The sequence below is a fragment of the uncultured Kriegella sp. genome, from assembly GCF_963975415.1.
In the GTDB taxonomy this organism is placed as follows: domain Bacteria; phylum Bacteroidota; class Bacteroidia; order Flavobacteriales; family Flavobacteriaceae; genus Kriegella.
The window spans coordinates 101437-122733 of the sequence record NZ_CAXBGN010000003.1; the positions used below are offsets into that span (position 1 = coordinate 101437).

Here is a 21297-nt window from a genome sequence, read left to right on the forward strand (position 1 = left end):
TAGAGGCTCAAAAGTAAATATATAACGGACTTATTTTAGGAATCGGGTGTCTATCTTACCATTATTACAAGATATTTCTTAAATTCACATATGTAAGCCAAAAGCTATCTTTGGACACTTTTCTCCCTAAAAAAGATAAATTTTTTGTAAATGCTTACCTAAGTGATTTCCCCCATAATTCAACTTTAAACAGTTGAAAAACAACAATAAAGAGTTGTTTTTCATTTTGTTTGAAGTTAGCTGTTAAACTTAAAGGGTTGCTAAATGGGGCTGATTTCCAATTTCGAATACGATATTTTTATAAGTTATGCCCATGTCGACAATGTTGCGCTAACAGCGCAGCAGCAGGGTTGGATACGGTCGTTTTACGATCATCTTAAACAAATGTTGGATCGCCGTTATGGTCGAATGGGCATGGTGAAGATATGGTGGGACGACAAAAAATTGGATGGTACAAAATTGTTCGATGAGTCTATAAAGGAAGGCATCGAAAAATCGGCAATTTTCATTGTTCTTAATTCTCCGGGTTACAGACAATCTGCCTATTGCCAGCAAGAGCTTGATCTTTTCCATCAAAAAGTACAATCTGATAATATTGGGTTACAAGTGTCTGATCGTTCCAGAATTGTTCACGTGCTTTTGAATAATATTCCCTATGAAGAATGGCCACAACCACTTCAGGGTACCACAGGATTTAGTTTTCATGATGGAAAAGAAAAAGAGGATTTCGGAGATCTTCTCGAAGCCGATTCGAAAGACTTTATCGAACGAATGCGGGATCTTCGTGATGGTATGTGGGAGTTGATCAATGACTTTCAACAAGAGCAGGAAGAAGCAGCGGTAAAACCTGAGGTGGTGAGCAATGCTTTTACGATCTATATCGGTGAAGTTTCCGATGCACTACGTACCTCGCGAAAGCGGGTCGTTGCCGAATTGGAGAAAAAGGGTTTTAAGGTTATAACGGGTGTTCCACCTCCTGATGAGGTTGAAGCCCATCGACAGGCGACTCAAGAAGCCGTGCAGCGGTCAAATTTATCCGTACACCTATTAGACCAATATCCCGGTCGGGAAATTATTGGGGCTCCTCAATTCTGGTACCCTCAAAAGCAGACGGAGATTTCGCTGCAGTCTGAAAAGCCGCAAATGATATGGGTGCCTTCCGAAACTGATTTTTCGGCCGTAGAGGAAAAGGAATACCAACGTTTTTTAGAAAATCTTGAAACGGGTGAGGGCATCTCAAAGGCGTATGAATTTATTCGTGGATCAAAGAGCCTGCTTGCAAAACAGATTTCAGATTTTGCAGACCAGATAAAATTAATGGAGGTTGAAAAACCGAAACAAAGTGACCGATTGTCCGTATTGCTAGATACCCATCTGAACGATCAAACCTATGCTTTTGATTTGGGCAAAGCCTTGCTTGAAAACAACATACAGCCCTTTATCAATCCGCAAGAAGATGATCCTCGAAAGAATATCGAGCTATTGGGAAACCGTATCGGGCAAGTGAGAAAAATGATTTTTCTATACGGTAAGGTGTCCAAAGAGTGGGTTTTAGAGCGTATGAGTGCAGCATTGCAGCTCATCATAACCCGTAATTATCCGATTGAGGATTTTGTTATTTATATGGCCCCTCCCCATAAAGAAAACGATGATATCTCAATAAATCAAAAGTTTTTAAAAATAAATATAGTGGACAATAGCGAACATCAGATCTTAGATAGGGCCGGTATTGATAAATTCTTAAACGTTTTAAATACGCGAATGGAATGAGCACTCAAGCTTCTAACCCATATGTTGGGCTTCGCCCTTTTGATGTCGATGAGAGTCTTTTGTTCTTTGGTCGTAAAGATCAGATAATGGAGTTGTTGCAACAACTCCATAATTATCATTTTGTGGCCGTGGTCGGTAGTTCGGGCTGCGGTAAGTCATCATTGTTGCGGGCAGGGGTGATTCCTGCCCTAAAGGCCGGTTACCTTGTTCAGGGTAGCGACCAGTGGTATATTGGTATAATGCGACCAGGTCAAAATCCATTACATCATTTGGTTCAGACCATATTGGGGTGGGAAAACCAAGATACGAATATCAATACGATCGAAAAACTATTAAAGGAAATAGAAGTAGATGGAATAACCCCCTTACTTCAACTCCTAGAGAAGCAAAAAAAGCAGCAGAATAAAAACTTCTTTTTGCTGGTCGACCAATTCGAAGAATTGTTTCGCTTTACAATGGGGAAAAAAGGTGAAAACCAGAAAGATGAGGCCAATGATTTTGTAAACCTCATACTAGAACTTTCAAGACAGCGAAAGGTGCCTTTTCATGTTGTGATTACCATGCGATCAGATTTTATGGGAGATTGTACAAAGTTTTATGGTCTGCCAGAGGCCATGAACAAAAGTCTTTTTCTCGTACCGAGGTTGAACAGGGTACAGATGAAAATGGCTATTGAAGGTCCGGCAAAACTCTATGGCGGAAAGCTTAATCCGGTACTGGTTTCCCGTCTATTGAACGATGTCGGTAAATATGAAGATGAACTCCCCCTATTGCAACATGCCTTGATGCGTATTTGGGACCATGAAACCCAGGTTGATCGCAGCGGTGAACTCGATATGCAAGATTATAACTATATCGGAGGGATGCAAGAAGCGCTATCGAAACATGCCGATGAAGCGTTGGGAAAGATGAGCAAAAAACAGTTCGCCATGGCAAAGGAAATTTTTCAGGCCCTTACCATGGTCGATGAACATGGTCGGAAAACAAGACGGCCCGTTTTGTTGAGCCAATTGATTCTCCTCACAGGCGCATCAGAAGTTGAATTGCTTGAAGTAATTCGGCGGTTCATTGCCGACAAGCGTTCCTTTTTAATAATCAATGAAGTAGTTGAAAATAATGATAAGGTTATTGATATTTCCCATGAGAGTCTAATACGTGAATGGCGCCGACTCGACCGTTGGATGGACGAAGAAGCCGAATCTGCCTCGATCTATATCCGATTGACGGAGGCTGCGTTGCTTCATGAGCAAAATAAAAAAGATTTTCTATCAGGTAGTGAACTACAGTTGGCACTGGAATGGAAAAATAAATTTAAACCGAAAGCCGATTGGGCAAATCGCTATGTAGATGGTTTTGATCGTGCCCTATCATATTTACAAGAAAGCGAGAAAAATGATATCGAAAATCGTAGGCATGAAGAAGAGCGCCAAAGACAAGAGCTTAGAAGTAAAAAGAGAGTCCGTTCGCTGTTTGTCTGGCTTGGTACACTGGTTTTTATTGCTGGTATGGCTATGGTTGCAAGCATTATCTATAAAAAGAACAGTGATAAGAATCAAAAGATGGCAGAAGCAGCTACGAGATTTGCAAGTTTAAGGGACAGCATAGCTTTTGTCGCTGAAGCGGAAAGAGACGAGACCAAGGCACAGCTCGAAACTTTAAAAAACGCACAAGACTCTATTCAGAATATTATTGCCCAATCAAATGCAGATTATATAATCAAGAACAGGTTGGCTCAGGTTTCCACAAGTTTAAATGTAGCCATCAAGCAATCGGAGGCAGACATTCGAAAAAAAGAATTGCAAATAAGCACAAAAAATAACAAAGACGCAACAGCAACAATAAAGGAAACTTTAGAATCACTTCGGGAACAAAACATTCTAAAGATGACTCCTGAAGAATTGGTTCGTGCTTTTAATTTTCTCAATAGAACTAAGAAGGAGGTATGGACTCCAACATTAATTAAGTTGGCACAAGAGAGGTTAAACGCTATAGAGAATGATATAAAGAGCGGAAAGATTTTAAAAGGTTTGAATGCACCGAATGAAATGATAAAGTTTAAAAGCTATTTAGGTGAAATCGAAAAGTATAACAAGAGTATGTATTCCAAAAAAGCGGCCAATTGAATTTTTTGAAAGGCTGTTATAATTGCCAAACCATAAGTAATCTGATAACCTAAAACAAATATATCATGAGTACAATCTATCTCGGCAGTTGCGATACCGCCAAAAAGCCTTCGAATCCTAAAACTTTCCTTGCACCCTATCATATGGATGGGTTGTTGAAAAATACGGTTTCCTTTCGGGATGACGACCGCACTACATGGCGTCGGTTTCGTGACTCGCCAGGTGCTGAAGTTGCGCAATTACAACAATTTCTTTTTGAGGCAGGTTTTATGCCAAGAGGCGTAATCGATGGTATTTTTGATTATGTCACCCAATCTTCGACCCGACTGTTTCAAGAATATGTCAGATCGATTGAAGGCGTTCGTGAAATGCTCCCTGATGGTATCGTAGGGAACGGCACCTGGAGCCATATTAAACGATGGAGAACTACAGGTAAAGTGTCCGATTGGGGTGTGGCCTCCACCACCAGCCCTTCCGCGGAATATACAAAATGGATCAATCTGCTTCAAAAGGCCAAGGCACATTATCAAGAGCATCCACATCCTATAATTTCACAAGTCTCACAATTTGCGAAACCTTCAGATACACGACAGGTGAGTGATTGGCAATACGACCCAAACGAAACACATCTCATTGGTATTCGTCGAGGTCAAGATTTAAGCGAAAGTAGACGTGCGAACGACGATATTTTTATACTACTTATACGTGGTATGGTCTTTAAATTTTGGGGGTCTACCGATGCAAATCAAAAGATGGGTTCTCGAAAAGATGAAGCTTTCTTGGTCGAAGGCCAACATAAATACCGTTTTGGCTGGCATAAAATTTCTGTGGAAAATAAAATATATCGAGCATTAAAGCCTTTTAAAAATGGCGTATTGGTCTTTCGTGACCGTGATGATGATAACGCACTTACCGTGGCTGATCTGAATAAAGGGCTAGATAGCAATCCTAATCAGACCATCAATATCCATTGGTCCGGTATGGGACACTCTAATTGGTCGGCCGGTTGTCAGGTCATCGCAGGTAAGAGTTATATCAATCATTTAGACAAGGCAGTTGATTGTTCTGGCTTTGCCGCTGCGGGATACAGTACATTGAATACCTCGGTAAAGAAAACCAAAGGGGCATATAACGTATTGGCCGATTTGATCGTAAGTTTCTCGGCTCCGGGGGTAAACCATGTATTGTATACCTTGGGCAGGGAAGCCTCATTAAAACTCGATACCAATCTGAGTCCCGATTATGCCCGGGAGACTTTAGACCGAATGCAACATATTTAACTTTTGTCCTTAAGTACTTTTATTTGGCACGTTTTGCGAAAATTTAAATGGTATCGGGTCATTTTTTTGCTCTGGAAGCATTCAAGGCACTTCGCAATTCCTCTATGTAAACGGTTAGCTTATCCTTGGAAATGGAGTTTCCAATCGGGGAGAAGCTAATCGTTTTTCCTGCAATCTTGTTTAGCGCATGAATTAGAAATTGAAGATGTTCGAGTTCCGCAATTTTTTTTGCTTCGGATCCAGCTTTTTTCCAGATTATTTTAAAGTTATCAATTAAATCGTTCCATTGTCCATTATCAGTATTGATTTGCGGTTCAAGCAGCAGCAAGCAAAGATCAATATTCAATAAAGCAACCATATTCCAGTAATCGAGCGAATAATTTTCTGTCTGGCCAAGCAATGTATTTTTATGTGCTTCTAGCAGCTTTCTGCTTTCATCAAATGATCTCAATGTATAACTGATTTTGTCTACTATGAATTCCCCTTCTGGTTTAACACTATTGCTAAGATTTAAAAGTGCCGCTATTTCAATGGAATTGGTAAGGGAATATATCTTGTTTTTGTTTGTATTTTTGGCATAGGCCATTTCATAATGCGCTATGGCGACTTTATAGGCTCTACTTCGCTTCGTTTCATCAGCGGCAAGCATAGCCAAACGTTTATAGGCACTTCCCAACAAATTTAGCCTTTCCGCAGTTTGGCCGGTTGACAATAATACCTTTAAATCATTGATGACGTTTTCGGTTTTTTTATACCCTGTTTCTAGTGCCTGGCCATTTACCTTATTTTCAAAAATATCCCTTACAATCCGTTTTATTCGCGTGTTACAATAGGTTTCCATGCATGAAAAGGAAAAATCGGCTTTCTCTGTACAAAGTAGTTCTTCAAATTTTTCGATAGCCTCTGTGTACATCGCTAACTCTTGATAGATTCGGGCCTCTTTTTCGCGTATGGCCGGTGTTTTGAAATTATCGTGTTCTGAAACGGATTTCATAATTGTTAGTAGCTCATCAAGAGCTTCTTTTTTTGCCGTGGTTCCCATTTGCAAATGATTGAGCAGGTTGTCAAGATGTATTTCGGCTTCTTCTGGCACAATATAGCTCGGTGACCAAATACTCTTGGCTGAAGTTTTTAGTTTAAAAAAGGGGTCACCATAACATTGGTAGGCACCCCAAGTATTGGTTTCTGGGAACTTGGCATATACATTGCCACGCGCTATTTTCACGGCATCACCAAATGTTTTGCCATCGAGCATATGTTCGTAAAATACTCTGGCAAACTCCAATGCCGCATTATCATTAACGGCCCAGCCCGCTGCAATCACGGCTTTTACGCCAATCCGTATTAGCTCTGTTCCAATATTGGCTGCCATTTTATACCGATTTTGATACAGTTGCTCATCTTCATTGTTACTGTACCCCAAATGGCAACAATTGACAAAAACGAGTTCAGGTACTATGGGCATTTGCTGAATTTCAAAAACGGTCAAGAACAATTCTTTGCCGATGACCATTCCTGATTCCTTGGGCGATTTAGGCTTGTATACCCCATGACCAGCCAGATGTATGACCGAATAATCTTTGCAAAACAACTCTCTTATTATTGTCGAAGCATTCGAGCCAATAAGGTCATTTACGGGGTAGCCCGATCTATCAAGCAGTTCTTTGACCGTTTGGCCCTCTTCCCTGGCACCTGGTAATTGTCCGATATACTTATTAAGTATGGGATCGGCAACGATAAGGGCCTTGTGCTCCGAAACACGTTTTACGGAATGGCGATACTGGGAGATAGACAGCTGTCGTATCATTCCAGAATTGACACAAAGTGGTTTGGCGTTGGCTGCACTATCCTGTAATAATTCCCAAGGGTAAGACGCGGTTTTCGTGTCAAGTACCCAAGAAATGTTTCCCTTTCGTTTTAATTTATCCTTTAGTTGATTGGGAATCAATAATTCGAACAGCGTTTTTGCCGTACAACTAGACCAATGATTATTGGTCGAGACTTCTGCTATAAATTGATTGATCAATGGGGTACTGCTGTATATTTCGTTTTCTTCTTCGCGGGAATCGCTGGTCGATGCTCCAAAGACCATACTCTCGAGTTCTCCGCTATCTTTGTTTACCTTTCTGTGTTTGACCGTTATGCGGTTCCACCAATCTTCCGTGATGTCTAAAGGAATACGTTTTCTACTTCCTAGAAGCTGCTTTATTTTTTTATTACCTAAAATAATATTGGTCACGGTGTCTGCTCTGTTGGCAATTTGATTAAGTGCGTAAAGGCAATTGAGTGCCTTGTCGGCATAGAGTTCTACAAATTCAATGTGCTGTACCGTACCATAATCAGTAGAAGAAAGGGTTTTTATTTTTTCGTTTGCGCGATTCACCCCTGAAATCGTGGCCATCATAGAACTTTCGATACTTAGTCCGCCATATCCGCTTGAAATGATAAGTGAAGCTATTCCTATTCCGTTCTTGGGCGTCTTTTGCCCTCTCATGTCGAGCAAATAGTTTAAAACCCCCTGTTCGACCGAGCGGGCAAGTTGAAATGAAGTTAGTTGATCGGGTTCGCCCATTCCTAGAATAATGGCACCTTTAAAATCACTGTCCTCCATTTTTTTGAAAATGGCATTGCTTCCTATTTCACCGGGATACAAACCTAAATTATGTTTAGAACGCAGGCTTCCTTTTAAGTAGTTGTCAATTGCAATTTCTGCATTAAGTATCCCGTCGTTTAAAAAGTGACCGGCGAGTATGGGATAAGAGGCATATCTTAAATCGCCATTGCTGATAGTGACCGTAATAGGTATTTGACTGCCGACAGGTTCTGTTTCACGTTGTAACCCCAAAACAGTTTCTGTAAATCCGGTTTCTGAAAGGTCAAAATCGATATCTGGTTCTGCACGAAAGATTTTTTCATCTCCACGCACCATTGGTCTTGTATTGCGCAATAATTTGGTTTGACCTTTTGATAGTACTTCTTCAATTCCATTAAAAATACTGGTGTCATTGGCGAGGGCTCCATGAGACACCCGAGTATAATAAACCGAATTTTCATTTAATTCTTTCGGAATCCCTGATTCCCAAGTGACACTCTGATCACCCTGTCCGGTATATAAAAAATAGAGTTCGGTAGGGGCAACATCATCCAAATGATAGCCACATGGTGTCATTTTATCCTTTCCGGCGATGTAACTTATATTGGTGTAATCATCTAAGCTCTTCCAATCTTTTAGAACCTTGTCTCGATATGTTTTAAAGATTTTTAGGTCGTGCTCATCTGGCAAAGGCCAATCGGGTTTATTAAAGGCATCGCGCATGTCTGTCCAAGTTTTCAATTTCGTAAAATCGTTCTTTGAATCTGTTGTTAAGGGCAATAAACTTAGGATTCCGGGAAATTTAGAGAACATTTTGAGTAACCCTTTCTTAGTATGGAAAAGATCAAGCTTCGCTAGATTTTTGATAATATTGTCTTGACCGAAAAGAACGGTAAGTATGCGGTGCGAACCACCAAGGGGAGCGCCCAGAAAGATGAGGCGAAAGTCTTTGGTGGCATTTAATTTTTGCCAAGTATCTCTATGATAGACCATAAAATCACGAACCAATACTCCGCCCATCGAGTGCCCGATGATTTTAATAGGTTGGCCGTGCCCCATGAGGTTATTTATTTTTTGGTTCAATGCATTGGTGCTTTCAGACAAAGGTTTGCGCCAATCGAATGGGAAAATGACCACGTCGTATTTGCCCGATAGCCATTTATAGAGTTTATAGTAGGAGGTTTTTACAATGGAATCGGCCCGTATTTCATCTACTAGGGTATATTTGAGATCCGTAAGCCCGCCTACCAAGGCGTGGCCGTAATTCAACCAAATTTCTTTGTTACCTTGGGTAAGATTCGAGCCCATGATACCAGGCAGTAAAATAACAATGGGTTTGTTTCCGGTAGGAATGCCTGGCTGTGGCGGTAACTCCCCGTGTTCAATTAGTGCACGATCCGTGGAGGGAACCATATGTTGTTTTACCGAAGTAAAACCAGGAACAGCTTCGCCTTCATCCGCCTTTAAAACGAGTTCTATGGCCTCGCAGGTCTTACTGTTCGCGAAGTACTTGACGTGGTTTACATCGGCCCCCTGGTCAAAAAAATATTGAATGTTGTTTTTTCTTTTAACCCCCAGATACATTGAATCTGTATTCACCACCAGGTCATTACGCTGCCAATAGAAAAGTTTGCCCAAGATGGTCAAAAGCCCTTGCCCTGAAAAACTTACTCTGCCGTTGCCCGAGATGACCGCCAAGGGTTTTCCGTCGATGGCATTTTTAGGATAGGGGTCGTTCAATATTTTGATAAAAGGAGATTCGGGATTCATGGCTTCGAGCCCAGGAAGCACATTAACATTGTCTTTACTATCGACTGCTGCCGAAAGCAATTCTTTTAAAATATCCCCAAAAACACCTCCAAACAGGTTAAAGAAAACATTAAGTATATGGTCTAAACGTTTCGAGGCCAATTTGGTGCCTGCAGCCGGGCAGGCCACCCGAATGAATTTGGTTATTTTGATCTTTTTTTTCTTAAAGATGGCATTAAGGGCATAAATATTGGCGATGTCGTTTTCCCTATCGCCTTCTTTCTCTAAAAGGTCGGTGTGTATATTATTAAAGCCCGTAGGTGCATCGGTATTACTGCCATATCTATTTAAAATATCTCCAATAAGTCCGCCACGGGAATGGCTTAAGATATGTAATTCTATATTGTTCGGAAGTAAGGAGGCGAGTTCGACGGTATTCTTTAACGGACTCTGGGTAAGGGTACGATGTTGAAAGGCAATTACGTTGCTTCCATATATATCATGTAATGTAGACCAAACAGGGTTAGATTGTAAATCGATAAACGCGCCATGGGTATCTGAATTGGTGCCATGAATAAAAAGAAAGTAAGGTTTGTTATTGGCGGTCTTACCTTTAAAAACATGAAACTTAAAGTCTTTGTCGACGGAAAAAATAATAGCATCTTTTTTTATCGCACCTTTTTTGTCGACCATTTCATTCCATAGATCACTATTTTCTGTAATACCATGCTGAAGATGTTTATCCTCAAGTTTTAAGGCGATTTTCTTGACGCCAAGATCGATTGCTTTTTCAAATGCTTTTTTGATAAAGACCCTAAGGATTTTGACGGCAATCTTGCCTACAATTCCTCTTTCTGTGGCAGGTGCATCAACGGTACCGGGCAGCACAAATATTTCCGTATCGGAATCGCGTTTGCCGGCCGGTCTAAGTGCTGGGTCAAGTTCTGGGTATACTTCGTGTAGCGTTGATGCGTCGCACATCCAGGTAGTGCCGTCTTCCAATACGAACTCCAACAGCTTGTCATTGTCACTTAAGCCGATATCGTGTTGATTTTCGGCATCACGGGTGCTTCCCGTCAAATCATAGGCTACTCCTTCTTTTTGACCGGTGCTTTCGTCAGCCACTATCACTTGTTTCGTGCCGAATACTATTAGTTTTTCAATGGGCTTCATAATTCTGGTATTGGAAATTTATATGCGATGTATTTTTTTTGCGATGTACTAATTTGAGGTAATGCTGTTGAAAGGTTTTCTAGAGCAATTCATATAACAGGTTTTGCCTTTATATTATTGAATAGGCCAAAGGAGGTGTGCAACTTATGTTGCAAGTCCTTTTTCTTGACCAATAAAATTGTGGGGGAAGATTCTAAAGTTAAGGAAATTCTAGATAGTCTAACATGATATGCTCTGGCCGTTCCTCATTTTTGAAAAGTAAGGTGGCGATTAGAACAGGGCAAAATGTTTTTATTCAAGTGCTTTTTCTATATCCTTAATAAAATTCGGATTTACTGTAATGTCTAGAAAGTTTATATGGGTATATATTTGTGGAACCGATTCATAGGAAAAAGCTACGGGCAAAATGGTAATGAGTTTTTCAACAGAGCGCTTGTAAGCTAGATCCATTTCGTTGCTGCAATGATTTTTACCGTAGTATTCTTCCGAAAAAACAGGGATAAAAACCTGTGAATCAACAATGGCCCACATATATTTAGCTGTAAAGGCCTCACCAATACCAATACTATCCCTATCAAAGAAAATATTCAATTTGTCACCGTTCGGTTTACGAAAAGCGGTTAGAGGTTCATAAACATTTTTTATAACCCAATCACTATTTCCGCGCGAATAGCTAATAAATACATCATATTTTTGAGCACCTTCGGCAATCCCGGTCACCAAGAATTTATAGGCAAATCGCCAAGATAGAACAGCCGATAACAAAATGGTAATCAAAGGTAGGCCCATGGGAATCACCTGCCCGAATGAAAGAATAGCGGCGCCAACACACAATAATAAGGCGGCGCTGGTCAAAAATGATAACACTGCAATAATCAAGGGTTTGGTCTGCAGTTTTTTTAAGTATTTAAAGAACAGGGCAAATAGCAGGGCCGTAAAAATGGCGAAAAACAACACCAGACCAATATATACATAAGGCTGGGTGAGGGGTTGTTTCGCCAAGGTATTATTGTTTATTTGGTCCATTAACGCCCAAGCGACCAAATGGGTACCTGTTTTGTTGATTTTAGCAATTCTATCGGCGGTCAAACTACCGATAATCAGAATTTTGTCGTCAATGTCAAATGATGATGAAAAACTACCTCCGGTTGTGCGATCACTAGCATGCAGAAACTGAACAGTTTGCCTTTTAACACTTTGTGTATTTCCCAATGGTAATACATAGCTTCTACTTTCTAAGGTGGGGGTGTTTTCGAGTTTAACGTCGCGCGCTACTTTTGAAGCCACGGCTTCTATAAGTTCGTAGCCACCAGCCTCCCTAGGAAATGGTAATTCCGATTCATAAAACAGAATTCCCATTTTCTCTTCAAACATAGAGTGCAATCGAAAGCCTTCCAAGTAGTTTTCATAGATGTCTACGGCCTGACTGCCTTCATTTTCCTCAAAAGTGATTTGCTCGTATTCCCGCATGTCGTAAACCCCATAGACTTTGGTTTTTTCTCCAATATTTTTTAAAGCCTTTTTTAATGTTTCCAGTTCTTGAGGTTCGTTCTCGAAATAGATGTCTAACAAAACTGCCCTGGGAGTGCCCTTTGCCGCAGCTATGGTGTCTAAAAGATTGCTTAGGCGTTTTCTGTAGTTACTTCGGTCATAATTAGTTTTGTTCTCTGCATGGTGTGGAAGATCAATAAGGTGGATGCCTGTTGACATTTCAATCTGCTCCGAACGGTCTAAATAAAACGTTCTATAGACATAGTAATCCAACGACTGCCAAAAATTAGTAAGGGTGGCCGCGATACTTAAAAGAAGAACAAAAATGAAAAGATAGACCGCAAGACGTTTTAAGGTAGTCATCGTTTTGTTAATATTGGTTTAATTGTGCTTCCAAAGCTTCTGCCATGCTATAATACTTGTCGCTTTCCTCATAGTTGTTCAAAATGTCATAACACCAGCCGAGATTATCGTAATTGTCTACCATATCCATTCCAATGCTCCAAGCGGTCTCATAATCTTCGCTACTTAAGAAATATTCAAAATCCTCTTTATTGAATTCAAGGTCTTCTGAAAGTAGTGCCAATGCGATGTTACAATGATTAGTGCCTTCATTATAGTTCTGCAAATTATAATTCGCCTCACCCAGACCAATATGGTTTTCTGCTATGGCCGGGTTATCTGGGTCAAGCTCATCTTCATACAGTTCAATTGCCGTTTCGAATGCCTCGAGAGCGGAAGTTGGATCGGCAGCATCGAGGTAGAGTTCTCCGAGTAGGGTATATTCTCCCACAATAAATTCGGCGTCAACACCATTTTCATAGGCCTGTTCCAATTCTTGACGGAAAAATCGGATAGCTTGGTCGTATGATTCATAATCTACCTCCTCTTCGTAGTTATGATCAAACATTTCTTCTGGGTCTCCCGCGCTTATCAGTGTGGTTTTAGTAGCCGTTAGTTCACGCTGTTTTCTTAAGTTATTTTTCGACTGTTCTTGAATGTTCAGTTTGATCTGGCGCTCAATGGCAACGGCGCCTTCCTGCGTACTAAATTTAACATCTTTTCCAACCGCTTCGACCGTAAAAACAGTGCCTTTTACAGCGCCTTGATGTTTGGTGCTGGGGCCGCTGGCCTTATAAAAATTAAGTTTATTGCTTACGAAGTGCTGTACTTTTCCCCAAAAGGTCTGGTGCGATTCACCTTTAGGACCTGCCGATGCCACATGTTTTGAACCTGGTCCGAGGCGCTGTTTGTTGCCGTTACTTGACAACCACACCACCGTTCGCGCGGGTATTATAAACAAGGTTCCCGATTCAAATTTTTGATTTACTTGAACTGTTGCCGTAGCCATTTTTTGCCTGGGCAAGGCATAGCTTATATTTACGGTGTTTGCGGGTTCGCCGTTCAACTCTAAGCTAGCTATCGTAGATTGTGCCTGTGTTACGGGAGTTGTCAGGCAACAGATAATAACTAAAAGGGCCATTTTAGGGTAAAAAGAGATTGGCATATTGTGAACTTTAATTGGTTTCATTGTATTGATTTAGTTTTTAGGTAGGGATTAAAAAGTGGCTCCCGATAAAACGACTTTTTTTAGCATTGACTCGTACTTGAACATCTTTCAATGTGTTTTTAAATATTTATTCTATTGCTCGACTACCTGTTCGAACAGTTTCTTAAAGAATTACCTATTTCCTATCAAAAACATTGCACTACACATTTCGCCAATTTTTTTCAATGGCGTTCATACCTGAAAAGAGGGGGTCTTGATTACTGCTATGATTGAATTAACAGAACAAAAACGTTGACTCTAAAAAATAATGGGGGATTAATATTTTAAAATTAAGGAAATTCTTGAAATATGCCCTACGTTCATATTGTTATTGTGAATTTGGAAATAAAATTCTAACTTGGAAAGAATTAAAACATGTCGCCACAGCCGACTTATATTTTGTCTCCCCCGTATTTGCTGTGTTCAATGTTGTGCCTTAAAAGTTATTAAAAAGAACAATTGTATGGAAAGTATTTTTCTTTCATATCATTTTGATCAAAATGTCGAACCATTTGCGGACAGTATCAAAAGATTGATGCATAGTCATGATCTTGAGGTTATTGATGGTCACCGGTTGGAGGGACAACAATTGACTGCTGCCGTGGCAGAGCGAATTCAGGCTGCCGATGCGATGATTGTGTTGCTTTCAAAACGTGGAGAAGGAAAAACCAATGATTGGGTGCAGCACGAACGCACTACGGCTTTTACGCATAAAATTCCTTTTATAGCCTTAATCGAGGAAGGTTTGCCCAACAACGGTCCTTTTCAAACCTTCGAATACATACGTTACAAGCCAGATGATTTGATTGAAGCACTTTTAAAGGTTTCCGAAACTATTTTTAAGTGGAAACTACGATTGGGTGAGCGGGTCGAAGCGTATTTGGAACCTGATGAGATTGTGGATTTAGTAAGGTCTAATTATAACCAAAAAGATATAGTTAAATATCGATTTTTCAGCAGTAAGTCGGGATGGAGCACTTGGAAAGAAGCACTGATTAAACCACAATCGGGAGGTTTGAGTCTTTTTCTTGAAGGCGTGGGTAAGAATACGGAAATGCAAATTCAAGTGACCACCAATAATGGGGTCTATACTTCTGATGTGATCAATAGAAATTTAAGAATTTTAATGTCGTTATGATTTATGCCAAAGAATATAGCATAGGCCAGAGTTCTCAAAGAGACAAGAATAGAAAAGACTATTTTGAATGGGCTATTTGGATCGAGAATGGAGAGCTTGACGTCTCAGAGATCGATTATGTTGAATATTTGTTACATAGCACCTTTAAGAATCGGTTGCGTAAGGTCACGGATGTTTCGACAGGTTTCAAATTGAAATCTAAGGGATGGGGTGAATTTAGAATTGAAATATCTATCACAAAAAAGGATGGAGAAACCCTACAAATGGCCCATTGGTTGGTGTTACGAGATTTCTATCAGAGCGCTGAAAGCGAAAATGAAGTACCAAGGATGACATCAAAAAAAATATATATTTCACACGCCGATGTAGATACACGCACGGCACAGCGGTTGGAATTTATATTAACTGATTTAGGTATGGAGGTTATTTCTGCCGATAATTTAGAATCGGAAGGTAGCCTGCAAGACAATATTGTTAGTTCGATCAATGCATCAGACGCCATTATTACTATTAATTCAGGAACGGAAAATGAATGGCAAAATGCCGAGATTCAGATTGCCAATGAACTATCAAAAACAATAATTCCCATGGATTCTATTGTAGATGCTGACCTAAATAAAGCCGACAGCAATATTTCCTCTCGTTTAAATTTAGATGAATCTTACGGTAAAACCCTGAAAACATTAGGGAATCAAATAAATAAATTGAAATTTTAAGAACACCAAAGTTTAACAAAACCAGACGTATGCCAACTACAACTTCTCACCTTTGGGGCGACTTAGCCACCCGTTATGAAGAATCAAAAAACCATAAAATTCTCGCTTTGGATGGCGGTGGTATTCGAGGTGTAATAACCCTTGAAATATTAGCGAAACTTGAAAACGATTTAAAAAATAAATTGGAGAAAGGTGATGATTTTCGCCTGTCCGATTATTTTGATTACTTCGGCGGAACGAGTACAGGTGCCATAATTGCTGCTGGTCTCTCGATCGGAATGTCGGTGGCCGAATTGTTGGAATTCTATACCAAAAAAGGGAAAGACATGTTCGACAAGGCATCTTTGTTGAAAAAATGGAAATCGTTATACGAATCGGGCCCTTTGCTCAATATGTTGCAAGACACTTTTGGGAAAGACACTAATTTGGATATTGCCAATGGCAAGTTTAAAACACTACTTACCGTAGTTACCATGAACCGTAGCACTGATTCTCCTTGGCCGATTAGCAACAACCCTTTGGCCAGGTATAATAGCAAAGATCGTCCTGATAACAATCAAAATATAAAGTTGTACCAATTGATCAGGGCCAGTACTGCTGCTCCTGCTTATTTTCCACCGGAAACCTTGGAATGGGATGCCAAAGACCCTTCAAAGACTTTTGTCTTTGTCGATGGGGGAGTGACACCCTATAATAATCCTGCCTTTTTGCTTTATCGAATGGCTACCCATTCAGCCTATAAACTGAATTGGGAACGGGGAGAAGATAAATTGTTGGTGGTGTCGGTCGGGACGGGCAGTGCTACGTCGGAAGGGGAATACCGTAATTTAGGAAATACGTTAATGGAACTGCCCACAAATTTAATGTACGCCATACAAATTGATCAAGATATCAATTGCCGTACCTTTGGCAAGTGTACCTATGGGCCTGTAATAGATCGCGAACTCGGTGATATGGTTCCTGGGGCCGATGAAGATACCCAAAGAGATTTTACCTATGTGCGGTATAATGCCGACCTTAGTGAAAAGGGGCTAACAGCATTGGGTTTAGGGCATTTAGATGCTGAGAAAGTGCAAAAGATGGACTCGGTCAAGAGTATTAAAGACCTCCAATTGGTTGGGGCAAAAACGGCCATAGAACAGGTGAATTTAAACCATTTGGGTTCTTTTGTTTAATATAGTCAAGAATGAACGCATTTATAGTTAGGCCCTTTGGGGAAAAGAACGGGGTAAACTTCGATGAGGTGCAGGCCAAACTGATACTCCCAGCCTTGAATAAAGCAGGTATAAATGGCTATACTACAGGTGTGATCTTAGAGGCCGGTAACATACGCCAAGATATGTTTCAGTTGTTGCTTACCAGCGATTTGGTCATCGCCGATATATCCATCCATAATGCAAATGTTTTTTATGAGCTTGGTATTCGCCACGCTTTGCGAGCCAAACGAACAGTGTTGATCCGCTGTAGAAAAGACGAGGTTCCCTTTGATTTGAAGACGGATCGCTATTTGGCTTATGACAATGATGACTTGGCCAATACAGTAGACTTGTTAAGTGAGAGCATAGTACGAACAATGCACTCGAATCGTCCCGATAGTCCGGTTTTTATGATGCTGCCAAAGCTTATTTCTCAGAACCCTGAAGATTTTTTAGCACTTCCGGTAGATTTCTCGAAAGAAGTTTATATCGCGAAAAAGACCGAAGACCAAGGCAAGTTAGCATTACTCGCTACCGAAGCGGCATTTTTCTCTTGGGAACTACCGGCGTTACGGATAATTGCCGATATACAGTTTAGGTCAAAACTCTATGAAGATGCTAGGCAGACCTGGGAAATCATACGAAAAAGGAAGTCCAATGATATTGAAGCCAATGAACGGTTAGCCACTATATATCATCGATTGGCAGAAAATGAAACCAAAAAGAATCCTGAAATTTCTGAGCAATTGTTTGCCTTGTCCGATGAAGCTATTGATTATCTGTTTAAAGCGTTCGGTTCACTTGACAAAAACAAACGGGCCGAAATATTTGCACTGAAGGCCCGTAACGAAAAAGCCAAATGGATGTCTCAGTGGATCGATTCGGCACCTGAAGTTAAAGTGGCCAAAGCACTTCGGCCACAGGCATTACATGATTCCTATAAAAACTATTCCCTAGGATTTCAAGAAGATATGAACCACTATTATTCGGGGGTCAATGCTCTGGCGATGCTTAAGTTGATTATTTCATTGGCAGATAGTGAACCTGAGATGTGGGAAGCGAAATATGGCGATGAGGCGAAAAGTAGCTTAAATAAGTACAAAAAGGAATTCAATGATTTGGCCATGGTAGTTGATTGGGCCGTTAATTCGGAGAAAAGAGCATTGGAGCGTGATAATCGATCAGATCCATGGGTAAATATGACCATTGCCGATTTGGCACTTTTGACCAGCGACAATCCTCAGCGGGTCGCACATCTCTATTATATGGCGATTGAATCGGGGTCGGGCCTCAACTTCGATGCGGCTATGCGACAGCTGTGTCTGTATAAAGAGTTGAAAATTATGACGGATAACGTCTCCGCCGCTTTAAATGAATTTAGTGGTATTACCGTAAACAAGAATATCGAAACCACCAAAAAGGCGATTGTGTTCTCTGGCCACATGATTGATAAAGAGGGGCGTAAAGAGCCCCGTTTTCCTAAAGAGCGGGAAAATGAGGTTCGTGAAAAGATCAAGAATAGGATAAAAGGGATTTTAGGCGGCGAATCTCCCAAAGATTTTATTGGTATTGCGGGAGGTGCCTGTGGGGGAGATATTATTTTTCATGAGGTCTGTAAGGAACTGGATATCAAAACTGGGTTATATCTGGCCCTGCCAAAGGAGAAATTTATTGCAGAGTCGGTCAGGTTTGCCGGCAATTCATGGGTAGACCGCTTTTATGCCATTCATGATGATATAAATACGTTGGTACAACTATTGTCCAATGATATGGAGTTGCCGACATGGTTACAGGCAAAAAAGGACTATAATTTTTGGGAGCGCAATAACCTATGGATTTTAAATTCTGCCCTGTCCTACGGTGGTCGTAATCTTACTTTTTTAGTGCTTTGGAATGGAAAGGAAGGGGATAACCCCGGAGGCACAAAACACATGATGGAAGAGGCTGACAAGAGAGGGGCCAAAAGTATAGTTATTAGTCCCTGAATTAAAGTGAAGAACATAGTAGAAGAACCAAGCGAGTTAAACTTTAAGTATGAAAGCAGAAGAATATGTAACAGAGCGTTTAGATGCCCAACAAAAATGGTATAGCAAGAAAAGCGGTATAAATAAGGATTACCATAACCGCATAAAAATTGCAACAATTATATGTGCTGTTCTAATTCCGTTACTGTCGGGCCTTGAATCTTTTGGGATGCTAGCGGGAGCATTAGGTGCCGTGGTGGCTATTTTAACTTCGGTTTCCGGGGTGATGAAATTTGAACAAAAGTGGATCAATTATAGAACTGCTTCCGAACGGTTAAAACGTGAGAAACTTCTATGGCAGACTAAAACCCCTCCTTATGAAAAAGACAATGCTTTTACATTGTTAGTGACCCGGGTTGAAACTATTATAAATGTTGAGAACGGAGATTGGGGCGATTATATAGCAAGTAAAGAAAAACCCGAGTAATAGTGGCATTCATTCGTTTTTTATAAACTTCCGTAGATTTTTCATTATCAATCGTTTGTAACGAAAAAAAGGTAATTACTACATCTGTTGTAATAAATTACCTCGTTTTTAGGTCGTTTTAGAGCCAAAATTTTATTTTCGGTATATTGGGGCGCTTTTTGACAGGAAATTACGTTATCTATAAGTTGATACTGTAATTACTAAATGCTAGCCCCGCTTCTATGAGTTATAAAAATTCCCCCATGAAATTTGAAATATCAGAAAAGTTGGCCATCGTTCAGGCTGTTGATTCCGTAATCCTAGCTGACGGCAGGGTGCATAATGGCGAAATAAATGCCTTAGGTGAATTGATGCATCGCATCGATTGTGAAAGTAATTTTATTGTGCAGGCTAGAAACGTAAGGCCTGAACAAGGTATTGTTATTCTCGATGGTATGCCAGATGTGAAAAAGCGGGCTCTGGCTCGTATTTTGGAAGATATGGCAAATGCTGATGGATTCTTCCATGAAAAGGAAATGATCCTTATACGGGGTATATTGGCCTCCATTGGTTTTGGCCGCGAGTTAAATTTCTAACATTATGCGATTAGAACTTCAAGTATCATGTGGTATATCAGGCAATTTCTAGAGGTCTCTGAAAACCCCATTGAGCATCACTTTTTCGACGGTATTCATAGCTTTGAGATCATCTAACGGATTTTGGCGCAGTAAGATCAAATCGGCAATCTTTCCTTTTTCAATACTGCCCAGTCTTTCGTCTATTCTGAAGAATCGCGCATTTTGAAGGGTCGCGGCACTGATGACCTGCATGTCGGTCAGTCCTGCCTCTTTTAAGAGTTCCATTTCGCGATAATATGCATTGCCCAGATCGGCATAAGGAGCAAAGGTATGGGAACCCACTACAATCTTGGCACCTCCTTTTTTAGCTTTTCCTACAAATTTAAGCATATTGGCAAACGCATTGACTTCTACACTATCGCCTTTATCAAATTGGCGCTCGAATACGGCCAGCGTCGGGCTGATAAAGGTTTCCTTTTCCACTAAAAAGGGAATGATGGAATCTACTTTGGGGTTGTTGTCTATATCTAAAGTATTCCATACTTCGTAGCGACCTCTTCCGCGAGCGCTGTTATCACCCAAGATTAGATTTTTGTAATTTTCTGCCTCCCTTGGCGAAAGCAGTGCCGTACCAAATGAGGTAATATGTTCGATACCGTCAAGCCCGGCATTGATGGCATCAATGGCATTGGTGATTTCGAGATGAGCCGTAACGGGCAAGCCTCTTTTAGCTGCTGTTTCACAAATGGTCTGAATCATTTCGGTGGAAAGCCTGAAGTATACTTTGATGGCCGTGGCACCTTCGTCGGCAAATCTATTCACCGCAATCTCTCCTTCCCTAGCATCTTGGATCAGGTAGGAATTTTTAGGATATGCCGGAGGATAACTGTCAATATGTGGCCCTGTAAGAAATAACCTTGGTATGGCTTTTCCGGAAAGGCGGGCATCATCATAGGCTGCGTTCCATGCTCCTGGATCGCGTACCGACGTCACTCCTTTTTGTAAGAACAAGGTCGTCATTTTTTCAGAGTCTCCATGAAAATGAGCGTCGATAAGTCCCGGGAGAAGGGTCATTCCTGTAGCGTCAAAGATTTCGGCATCTTCGGGAACTTCATTGCCACCTGCCTCTCCAACAAAATCAATAATGTTATTTTTAATGACGATCAAGGCATTCGGTATGGGTTCTGAACCTGTACCGTCTATTAGGGTCGCACCAGTAATGGCAATGGTCTTATCTCCTTCTCTAATTTCATTGGTATTCATCGAATAGATAGGTTTTATCTGCTCTTCTATTTTACCGGTTTCCTTTTTTTTCTGGGGTTGTTCATTACAGGAGATTGCAAATAACAGGAAGATAAGATAAGTTGGTATGACTTTCATTTTGTCAGCTTAATGGTTTCGTATGAAGCAGCGGTAATTCCAATACAGGATTCACTTATGCGATGGCAAGATAAAGATATAGGTAAGTTCTTTGTTTTCCGCCATTTTCCCATATAATTCCCTTTGAATTA

At 40.6% G+C, this 21297-nt stretch carries 13 protein-coding genes; 9 read left to right on the forward strand and 4 right to left on the reverse strand.

Annotated elements, in window-relative coordinates:
• Positions 1-264: 264 nt before the first annotated feature.
• The 3 genes from AACZ88_RS07275 to AACZ88_RS07285 all read left to right on the forward strand — a co-directional run bounded on the left by AACZ88_RS07275 (position 265) and on the right by AACZ88_RS07285 (position 5173).
• On the forward strand, positions 265-1770 hold the full coding sequence (locus AACZ88_RS07275; RefSeq protein WP_339708416.1) for a toll/interleukin-1 receptor domain-containing protein: 1506 nt from the start codon (positions 265-267) through the stop codon (positions 1768-1770).
• Entirely contained in the window at positions 1767-3893 is a 2127-nt protein-coding gene (locus AACZ88_RS07280) for a hypothetical protein (RefSeq protein WP_339708419.1), read from the forward strand. Before AACZ88_RS07275 ends, AACZ88_RS07280 begins: the two co-directional genes overlap by 4 nt.
• A 65-nt stretch (positions 3894-3958) precedes the next feature.
• The gene (locus AACZ88_RS07285) at positions 3959-5173 is read left to right on the forward strand and encodes a peptidoglycan-binding domain-containing protein (RefSeq protein WP_339708422.1); all 1215 of its coding nucleotides are present in this window, start codon (positions 3959-3961) and stop codon (positions 5171-5173) included.
• 58 nt (positions 5174-5231) lie between these two features.
• On the opposite strand, the gene AACZ88_RS07290 is transcribed toward AACZ88_RS07285, so the two are convergent.
• From AACZ88_RS07290 to AACZ88_RS07300, 3 genes are all read right to left on the reverse strand, one after another.
• Positions 5232-10688 (reverse strand): CHAT domain-containing protein, encoded by a 5457-nt coding sequence (locus tag AACZ88_RS07290; protein ID WP_339708424.1) that lies wholly within the window; start codon positions 10686-10688, stop codon positions 5232-5234.
• A 291-nt stretch (positions 10689-10979) separates the two neighbouring features.
• Positions 10980-12542, reverse strand: coding sequence for a TIR domain-containing protein (locus tag AACZ88_RS07295; protein ID WP_339708426.1), 1563 nt, complete (start codon positions 12540-12542; stop codon positions 10980-10982).
• Positions 12543-12549: 7 nt separating this feature from the next.
• Positions 12550-13710: a tetratricopeptide repeat protein gene (locus AACZ88_RS07300; protein ID WP_339708428.1), complete on the reverse strand. Its 1161-nt coding sequence runs from the start codon at positions 13708-13710 to the stop codon at positions 12550-12552.
• A 481-nt stretch (positions 13711-14191) separates the two neighbouring features.
• Here AACZ88_RS07300 and AACZ88_RS07305 point away from each other — a divergent pair, with 481 nt between their 5' ends.
• The 6 genes from AACZ88_RS07305 (at position 14192) to AACZ88_RS07330 (ending at position 19804) form a co-directional block, all read left to right on the forward strand.
• Positions 14192-14866, forward strand: coding sequence for a toll/interleukin-1 receptor domain-containing protein (locus AACZ88_RS07305; protein WP_339708430.1), 675 nt, complete (start codon positions 14192-14194; stop codon positions 14864-14866).
• On the forward strand, positions 14863-15582 hold the full coding sequence (locus AACZ88_RS07310) for a pYEATS domain-containing protein (RefSeq protein WP_339708433.1): 720 nt from the start codon (positions 14863-14865) through the stop codon (positions 15580-15582). Before AACZ88_RS07305 ends, AACZ88_RS07310 begins: the two co-directional genes overlap by 4 nt.
• Before the next feature lie 29 nt (positions 15583-15611).
• Positions 15612-16757 carry a patatin-like phospholipase family protein gene (locus AACZ88_RS07315; protein ID WP_339708436.1) on the forward strand — a complete coding sequence of 382 codons (1146 nt, stop codon included), beginning with the start codon at positions 15612-15614 and terminating at the stop codon, positions 16755-16757.
• Between the two features lie 11 nt (positions 16758-16768).
• A complete protein-coding gene (locus AACZ88_RS07320) occupies positions 16769-18763 on the forward strand; it encodes a tetratricopeptide repeat-containing protein (RefSeq protein WP_339708439.1) in 1995 nt (664 codons plus the stop codon).
• A gap of 49 nt (positions 18764-18812) precedes the next feature.
• A complete protein-coding gene (locus AACZ88_RS07325; RefSeq protein ID WP_339708441.1) occupies positions 18813-19229 on the forward strand; it encodes a DUF4231 domain-containing protein in 417 nt (138 codons plus the stop codon).
• Between the two features lie 242 nt (positions 19230-19471).
• Positions 19472-19804 carry a TerB family tellurite resistance protein gene (locus AACZ88_RS07330; RefSeq protein ID WP_339708443.1) on the forward strand — a complete coding sequence of 111 codons (333 nt, stop codon included), beginning with the start codon at positions 19472-19474 and terminating at the stop codon, positions 19802-19804.
• A gap of 48 nt (positions 19805-19852) precedes the next feature.
• On the opposite strand, the gene AACZ88_RS07335 is transcribed toward AACZ88_RS07330, so the two are convergent.
• On the reverse strand, positions 19853-21166 hold the full coding sequence (locus AACZ88_RS07335; protein WP_339708446.1) for an amidohydrolase family protein: 1314 nt from the start codon (positions 21164-21166) through the stop codon (positions 19853-19855).
• Positions 21167-21297: the final 131 nt, after the last annotated feature.

Coding starts and splice junctions, on each gene's coding strand:
- AACZ88_RS07290 (WP_339708424.1), bottom strand. CDS start 10,688: ATGAAGCCCATTGAAAAACTAATAGTATTCGGCACGAAACAAGTGATA.
- AACZ88_RS07335 (WP_339708446.1), bottom strand. CDS start 21,166: ATGAAAGTCATACCAACTTATCTTATCTTCCTGTTATTTGCAATCTCC.
- AACZ88_RS07275 (WP_339708416.1), top strand. CDS start 265: ATGGGGCTGATTTCCAATTTCGAATACGATATTTTTATAAGTTATGCC.
- AACZ88_RS07295 (WP_339708426.1), bottom strand. CDS start 12,542: ATGACTACCTTAAAACGTCTTGCGGTCTATCTTTTCATTTTTGTTCTT.
- AACZ88_RS07330 (WP_339708443.1), top strand. CDS start 19,472: ATGAAATTTGAAATATCAGAAAAGTTGGCCATCGTTCAGGCTGTTGAT.
- AACZ88_RS07325 (WP_339708441.1), top strand. CDS start 18,813: ATGAAAGCAGAAGAATATGTAACAGAGCGTTTAGATGCCCAACAAAAA.
- AACZ88_RS07305 (WP_339708430.1), top strand. CDS start 14,192: ATGGAAAGTATTTTTCTTTCATATCATTTTGATCAAAATGTCGAACCA.
- AACZ88_RS07300 (WP_339708428.1), bottom strand. CDS start 13,710: ATGAAACCAATTAAAGTTCACAATATGCCAATCTCTTTTTACCCTAAA.
- AACZ88_RS07280 (WP_339708419.1), top strand. CDS start 1,767: ATGAGCACTCAAGCTTCTAACCCATATGTTGGGCTTCGCCCTTTTGAT.
- AACZ88_RS07315 (WP_339708436.1), top strand. CDS start 15,612: ATGCCAACTACAACTTCTCACCTTTGGGGCGACTTAGCCACCCGTTAT.
- AACZ88_RS07310 (WP_339708433.1), top strand. CDS start 14,863: ATGATTTATGCCAAAGAATATAGCATAGGCCAGAGTTCTCAAAGAGAC.
- AACZ88_RS07320 (WP_339708439.1), top strand. CDS start 16,769: ATGAACGCATTTATAGTTAGGCCCTTTGGGGAAAAGAACGGGGTAAAC.
- AACZ88_RS07285 (WP_339708422.1), top strand. CDS start 3,959: ATGAGTACAATCTATCTCGGCAGTTGCGATACCGCCAAAAAGCCTTCG.